This window comes from Streptomyces sp. SID3343 (genome assembly GCF_009865215.1).
Classification (GTDB): Bacteria; Actinomycetota; Actinomycetes; order Streptomycetales; family Streptomycetaceae; genus Embleya.
This window is the reverse complement of sequence record NZ_WWJX01000729.1, coordinates 1-7,236: the sequence shown is the minus strand read 5'-3', so window position 1 is coordinate 7,236 and position 7,236 is coordinate 1. Positions and strand designations below refer to the sequence as shown.

At 70.4% G+C, this 7,236-nt stretch carries 5 protein-coding genes; 1 reads left to right on the top strand and 4 read right to left on the bottom strand.

What is annotated here, in order from left to right; translation table 11 throughout:
• The 4 genes from cydD to hisC form a co-directional block, all read right to left on the bottom strand.
• A partial coding sequence (cydD, locus tag GT354_RS22395) for a thiol reductant ABC exporter subunit CydD (protein ID WP_161358161.1) occupies nt 1-2,290 on the bottom strand: 2,290 nt, incomplete at its 3' end.
• A gap of 124 nt (nt 2,291-2,414) precedes the next feature.
• Nucleotides 2,415-3,452 carry a cytochrome d ubiquinol oxidase subunit II gene (cydB, locus tag GT354_RS22390; protein WP_161358160.1) on the bottom strand — a complete coding sequence of 346 codons (1,038 nt, stop codon included), beginning with the start codon at nt 3,450-3,452 and terminating at the stop codon, nt 2,415-2,417.
• Nucleotides 3,453-3,464: 12 nt separating this feature from the next.
• Complete coding sequence (locus GT354_RS22385; protein ID WP_161358159.1) at nt 3,465-4,901, bottom strand: cytochrome ubiquinol oxidase subunit I; 1,437 nt, start codon at nt 4,899-4,901, stop codon at nt 3,465-3,467.
• Nucleotides 4,902-5,284: 383 nt separating this feature from the next.
• Entirely contained in the window at nt 5,285-6,388 is a 1,104-nt protein-coding gene (hisC, locus tag GT354_RS22380) for a histidinol-phosphate transaminase (RefSeq protein WP_161358158.1), read from the bottom strand.
• Nucleotides 6,389-6,627: 239 nt separating this feature from the next.
• Here hisC and GT354_RS22375 point away from each other — a divergent pair.
• A partial coding sequence (locus tag GT354_RS22375) for a LacI family DNA-binding transcriptional regulator (protein ID WP_161358157.1) occupies nt 6,628-7,236 on the top strand: 609 nt, incomplete at its 3' end.

Here is a 7,236-nt window from a genome sequence, read left to right as displayed (position 1 = left end):
CCGCGAGCAGGCCCAGCAGCAGGACGCCGCCCGCCGCCGGCAGCACGATCGCGACGGTGAGCACCGCGCCCGCGCCCACCGCGGCCGCGATGCACGCGGGCACCAGCGCACGCAGGAAGAAGTCCTGCACCGCGTCCACGTCGGCCACCAGCCGAGACAGCAGATCGCCGCGCCGAAAGGCGGGCAGGCCGGCCGGGGCCAGCCGTTCCAGGCGCTCGTAGACCCGGACCCGCAGCCGGGCCAGGATCCGAAACGCCGCGTCGTGCGCGATCAGCCGCTCGACGTAGCGAAACACCGCGCGCGACACCCCGAACGCCCGTACCCCGGTGACCGCGACCATCAGCGTGAGCACGGGCGGGTGTTGCGACGCGCGCGAGATCAGCCACGCCGACGTCGCCATCAGCGCCACCGAGCTGCCGAGCGCGAGCGCGCCGCACAGCACGGCGAGCGCGAGTCGGCCGCGCAGCGGGGCGGCGAGCGCGAGCAACCGACGGCCGGGCCCGAAGCCGGCCGAGACGGCACCGCCCACCTCGGGGTGTTCGAAGCCCCCGTCGGGCGGCTCGGCCGCCACGAGCGCGTCGACCGCGTCGCGGTGTGCCGCGATCGGAGGGCCGACCGGGTGTGCGCCGGTGCCTCGGGCGTCGTCGGCGGCCGTCGGTGTCCCGATCGACACGACCCGGTCGGCCAACGGCAGCAGGGCCGGCCGATGCGCGACCAGGAGTACCGTGCGCCCCCGGGCGAGCCCGCGCACGGCCTCGACGATCGTGGCCTCGCTCTCGCCGTCCAGGTTGGAGGTGGGCTCGTCGAGCAGCAGGATCGGCCGGTCGGCCAGGAACGCCCGGGCGAGCGCGAGGCGCTGGCGTTGCCCCGCCGACAGGCCGGACCCGTCCTCGCCGAGCAGCGCGTGCACGCCACCCGCCGCCGCGACGAACTCGGCCGCGCCGGCGTCGGCGAGTGCCCGCCGTACCTGTTCCTCGGTCGCGTCGGGGCGGGCGAGTCGTACGTTGTCGCCGATCGTGCCCGCGAACAGGTACGGCCGCTGCGGCACCCACGCGACCTGCGCACGCCACGCGGCCGGATCGAGGTCGGCCAGGTCCACCCCGCCGACCGTGACCCGGCCCGCGCTCGGCCGGGTGAAGCCGAGCAGCACCGAGAGCAGGGTCGACTTGCCGCAGCCGCTGGGTCCGGTCAGCGCGACCGTCTCACCGGGCCGCACGATCACGTCCACGTCACGCGGCGCCGGGTCGGCCCGCCCGTCGTGTCGAACGCTCAGCCCCGACAGCACGAGATCCGCCGCTGCGGGGTCGGGCACCGCGGCGGTGCCCGCGGGCTCGGCCGGGGTCTCCAGTACCGCGAACACCTGCTCCGCCGCGCTGACGCCCTCGACGCTCGCGTGATATTCGGCGCCCACCTGACGCAGCGGCAGATACGCCTCCGGCGCCAGGATCAGCACCACGAGCGCCGTCTCCAGGCCCAGGTCGCCATCCACCAGGCGCAGGCCGACGCCGACCGCCACGAGCGCGACCGAGATGGTCGCGAGCAGTTCGAGGGCGAACGAGGACAGGAAGGCGATCCGCAGCGTCTTGAGGGTCGCGGTGCGGTAGTCGTCGGTGATCGTGCGGATGGACTTCGCCTGCGCCTTCGCGCGGCCGAACACCTTGAGCGTGGGCAGCCCCGCGACCACGTCGAGGAAGTGACCGGCGAGCCGGTTGAGGACGCTCCACTGGCGGTCCATGTACTTCTGCGTGGCCATGCCGATCAGGGCCATGAACAGCGGGATCAGCGGCAGCGTGATCACGATCGTGACCGCCGAGATCCAGTCGCCGAACACGACGCGCGCGAGCACCGCGATCGGCACGGTGATCGACAGGATCAGCTGGGGCAGGTAGCGCGCGAAGTAGCCGTCGAGCGCGTCCACGCCGCGCGTGGCGAGCGTGGTCAGCTCGCCCGAGCGCTCGTGGTCGAGCCACGCCGGCCCGAGCCGAACCACGTGCGCGAGCAGTCGCGCCCGCAGTTGCGACTTCACCGCCGCCGACGTGCGGTGCGCCACCACCTCGGTGAGCCACGAGATCGCCGAGCGGGCGAGCGTGACCGCGGCGAGCCACCCGAGCTCGGACCACAGGTCGGCGACGCCCACGCCGTCCTCGAACGCGCGCACGACGATGCGCGCGAGCAGGCCGGCCTGGACGAGCACGAGACCCGCGCCGGCCGTGCCCAGCACCACGGTCAGGACCAGAAAGCCCCGGGTGGCACGGGCGTGGATCAGCAGGCGCGGGTCAACGGGCTTCACGAACCGGCCTTTCGTTTCGTACGGATGTCACAGTTCGTACGGATGTCACAGTCGTCGCGAGGGTCGCGCGTCCGGGGAACCTCGGGCGGCGATCGACGCCGCTTCGAGTGTCGCCGACCGATCGCTACTTGCCGACCAGGTCGGACGCCGCAGCCCCGAAGGCCGGCTTGGTCGGGATGCTCTTGACGCTGATCCGCTTGCGGAACACCCAGTAGGTCCACGCCTGGTAGCACAGCACGATCGGGGTCATGAAGCCCGCGACCCAGGTCATGATCTTGAGCGTGTACGGCGTCGAGGACGCATTGTGGATGGTCAGGTCCCACGCCGAGTCCAGGCTGGAGGGCATCACGTCGGGGAACAGCGACAGGAACAGCATCGCCACCGCCGCGATCACGGTCACCCCCGACAGCGCGAACGCCCAGCCCTCGCGCCCGATCCGGTTCATCCCCAGCGCCGCGACCAGGGACACCACCGCGACGATCATCGCGACCAGGGTCCTGGTGTTGCCGTTGTCGACCTGGGTCCAGATCAGGAACGCCGACGCGAGCACCGCAGTCGCCAGGCCCAGCTTGCCCGCGAGCGCGTTGGCCCGCCCGCGGATGTCGCCGTCCGTCTTGAGCGCGACGAACACCGCGCCGTGGAAGGTGAACAGCACCGTGGTGACCACGCCGCCGAGCAGCGCGTACGGGTTGAGCAGGTCGAACAGGTTGCCGACGTACTCCTTGTTCGCGTCGATCTTCACGCCGCGCGTGATGTTGGCGAACGCCACACCCCACATGAACGCGGGGATCAGCGAACCCCAGAAGATCGCCTGCTCCCAGCCGCGCTTCCACCTGTCCTCGTCGCGCTTGGCGCGATACTCGAACGCGACGCCGCGCAGGATCAGCGAGACCAGGATCAGCAGCAGCGGCAGGTAGAACCCGCTGAACAAGGTCGCGTACCACTCGGGGAACGCCGCGAAGGTCGCGCCGCCCGCGGTGATCAGCCACACCTCGTTGCCGTCCCAGACCGGGCCGATCGTGTTGATCAGCACTCGGCGCTCGGTCTCGTCGCGCGCGAGCACCCTGGTCAGGATGCCGACGCCGAAGTCGAAGCCTTCGAGGAAGAAGTAGCCGATCCACAGAACGGCGATGAGCAGGAACCAGAATTCGTTGAGACCCATGGCACGTCTCCCTTAGTACGCGAAGGCGAGCGGTCGGTCGGCGTCGTCGCCGGCGCCCGTCGGATCGTCGGGATCCCTGGTCACGGGCGCCTTGATCGGTTCCGGTCCGGCCTTGACGTAGCGCCGGATCAGGCCGAGTTCGACGACCGCGAGGACGCCGTACAAGAGCGTGAACACGATCAGCGAGGTCAGCACCTCACCGGTGGACACACTCGGCGACACGCCCGCCTCGGTCTTGAGCACCCCGAAGACCAGCCACGGTTGGCGGCCCATCTCGGTGAAGATCCAGCCGAAGGAGTTCGCGGCGAAGGGGAACGCGATCGTCCACAGGCCGATCCGGTACACCCACGGGTTGGTCGGCAACTCCCGCCCGCGCCGCGTCAGCCACAGGCCGACCAGGGCGATCCCGGCGGTGACCATGCCGACGCCGATCATCAGGCGAAACGACCAGTAGGTGACGAAGATGTTGGGTCGGTAGTCGCCGGGGCCGTACTTGACCACCGACTCCTTCTGCAGGTCGTTGATGCCGGGCAGCTTCGCGTCGAAGTCGCTCTTCGCGAGGAAGGACAGCGCGCCGGGGACCTCGATGGCGACCTTGTTGTGCCCCTTGTTGACGTCACCGTAGGAGAAGATCGAGAACGGCGCGGGCTTGGACGTCTCCCACAGCGCCTCGGCCGAGGCCATCTTCATCGGCTGCTGGTCGTACATCAGCTTGCCCTGCACGTCACCGGTGAGCGCGAGGCCGATGCCGGCCAGCACCGAAACCCACAGCCCCAGCCGCAGCGACGGGCGAAAGACCGCCACCTCGTTGCGCTTGCGCAGGTGCCAGCAGCTGATTCCGATCAGGAAGCCGCCGGCGACCAGGAACGCGGCCGGGACGATGTGGATGAACGCGGCGATCGCGGTGTTGTTGGTGAGCACCGCCATGAAGTCGGTCAGTTCGGCGCGACCGGTCTGCGGGTTGATCCGGTAGCCGACCGGGTGCTGCATCCAGGAGTTCGCGGCCAGGATGAAGTAGGCCGACAGGATCGTGCCGATCGCCGCGGCCCAGATCGTCGCGAGGTGGATCTTCTTCGGCAGCTTCTCCCAGCCGAAGATCCACAGGCCCAGGAACGTCGATTCGAGGAAGAACGCAACGAGCGCCTCGATCGCGAGCGGGGCCCCGAAGATGTCGCCGACGAAGCGCGAGTAGTCGGACCAGTTCATGCCGAACTGGAACTCCTGCACGATGCCCGTGACCAACCCGAGGGCGAAGTTGATCAGGAAGAGCTTGCCCCAGAACTTGGTGGCCCGGAGGTAGTGCTCCTTGCCGGTGCGCACCCACGCGGTCTGGAGGCACGCCACGAGGATGGACAGGCCCATCGTCAGCGGAACGAAGAGGAAGTGGTAGACGGTCGTGATGCCGAACTGCCACCGGGCGACGTCGAGTGTTTCGAGGGCGAGGTCCATGGGCCCCTCATTCCTCCTGGTTGCGGGTCGTGTCCGCGCGAGCGCACAGGGTTCACGGTGCACACGCCTCCTCCGCGCGCCCCGCCCGACGTACCGCCGGGCAGACCCGGAGGAAGCGGGACGGACGTGCGAATTCACCGGCTCGACTTTGTGAACTGGTTCACAAAGTCGAGCTTGTGCATCCGTTCACAAACTCTAGCGAGCCCTTCCGGGGCTCTCGCACGGGGGTACCCAAGGGTGCGCGAAGTGGCGCGAAGCGCACGAAGACGCCGGCCCCGACCCGGTGCTCGGGTCGGGGCCGGCGTCCGCTCACGCGGCCCGGACCGTCGCCCGGGCCCTGCCTTTTCGGGTCTCTACTTCTGCGTGAACTACTTCGTCGTGAACTACTTCTGCATGAACCGCGCGGCCGTCTCCAGGAACACCGTGTTGGCCTCGGTCTCGCCGATCGTGACGCGGCAGCCCTCACCCTCGAACGGCCGTACGGTCACGCCGGCGGCCTCGCACATCGCGGCGAACTCGCTCGTGCGCTCCCCCAGACGCAGCCACACGAAGTTGGCCTGCGAGTCGAAGATCGTCCAGCCCTGACCCACCAGCGCCTCCAGGACGCGGGTGCGCTCGTCGACCAACGCCGCGACCCGCTCCAGGAGTTCGGCCTCGGCGTGCACCGACGCGATGGCGGCGACCTGGGCGAGCCGGTTCACGCCGAACGGTACGGACGCCTTGCGCAGCGCCTCGGCCACCGGCTCGTGCGCGACAGCGAAGCCCACCCGCAGGCCCGCCAACCCGTACGCCTTCGAGAATGTGCGCAGCACCGCGACATTGGGCCGGTCACGGTAGACGTCGACGCCGTCGGGGACCTGCTCGTCGCGGATGAACTCGCGATACGCCTCGTCCAGCACGACCAGCACGTCGCGCGGCACGCGATCGAGGAAGCGCTCCAACTCGGCCCGGTGGATAACCGCGCCGGTGGGGTTGTTCGGGTTGCACACGAATATCAGCCGGGTCCGGTCGGTGACCGCGGCGGCCATCGCGTCCAGGTCGTGGCTCTCGTCCGCGAGCAGCGGTATCGGGACCGCCGTCGCCCCCGCGAGCTGCACGATGATCGGATACGCCTCGAACGAGCGCCACGCGAAGATCACCTCGTCGCCCTCACCCGAGGTGGCGTTGACCAGCGACTGCGCGACGGCCACCGAACCGGTGCCGGTCGCGATGTGCGACGCGGGCACCCCGAAGCGCTCGGCGAGCGTCTCGATCAGTTCGACGTTGGCGGCGTCCGGGTAGCGGTTGATCTCACCGACGGCCTCGGCGACCACCTTGAGCACGCCCGGCAGCGGCGGGTACGGGTTCTCGTTGGACGACAGCTTGAACGTCTGCGCCCCCTCGCCTGCCGCGGCCGGGCGCCCGGCCTTGTAGGCGGGCAGGCCCTCCAGTGCCGCGCGCAGCCGGGGAGCGCCGCTGTCGTCCGTGTTTCGGGGCTGCTGGGTCACGCCCGTCCTCCTCGCATACCGTCGGGTGTGCGGGGGCGCACGTCCCGGTGGGCTCACCTTATGTTCCGTCTTCCCCGTATCGGCCTGCCGGGTTGCGCGGGTTTCCCGACCCGCCGGTGGCCGGCGAACGTCGCCGCGCCCGGGCCGACGTTCAGCGGCAGGTATGGGAAGGCACGTTTCTTCGCAAAGCAATGGTATGAACCCGACCCAGGCGGCCCGGTCGGCTTACTGTCGGGACGATGACAGCGCCAGATGTACCGCGCGTGGGGCGGCGGATCCGGGTGGGCATCCGGGACGTCGCCGCGGCCGCCGGAGTGTCGATCACGACCGTGTCCGACGCCCTCAACGGCAAGGGCAGACTGCCCGACACGACCCGCGTGCACGTGCGTGAGGTCGCCGATCGGCTCGGCTATCGGCCGTCCGCCGCCGCGCGTACGCTGCGCACCGGCCGCTCCGGCCTGCTCGGTTTGACCACGACCATGCGCTCGACCGAACCGTTCGCGCTCACCGAGTTCGCGTGGTTCGCCGAACTCGTCCGCTCCGCCACCGCCACCGCGCTGGATCGGGGCTACGCGCTGGTCGTGCTGCCCGCGTCCTCGCCACACGACGTGTGGGGCAATGTCGCGCTCGACGGCACGATCGTGGTCGACCCCGTCGACGACGACCCGCTCGTGCACGAACTCCTGCGCCGCGGCGTGCCGGTGGTCAGCGGCGGGCATCCCGGCTCGACGCCGGTGTACGGCTGGGTGGACAACGACCACGCGGCGGCGGTGCGTTCGGTGCTCGACCACCTCGCCGACGCCGGAGCCCGGCGGATCGGGCTGCTCGCGGCGGCCGACGGCCCGGGG

Bases quoted from the DNA above. Each gene is read 5' to 3' on its own strand.
- cydB (WP_161358160.1), bottom strand. From the start codon at position 3,452: ATGGGTCTCAACGAATTCTGGTTCCTGCTCATCGCCGTTCTGTGGATC.
- GT354_RS22385 (WP_161358159.1), bottom strand. From the start codon at position 4,901: ATGGACCTCGCCCTCGAAACACTCGACGTCGCCCGGTGGCAGTTCGGC.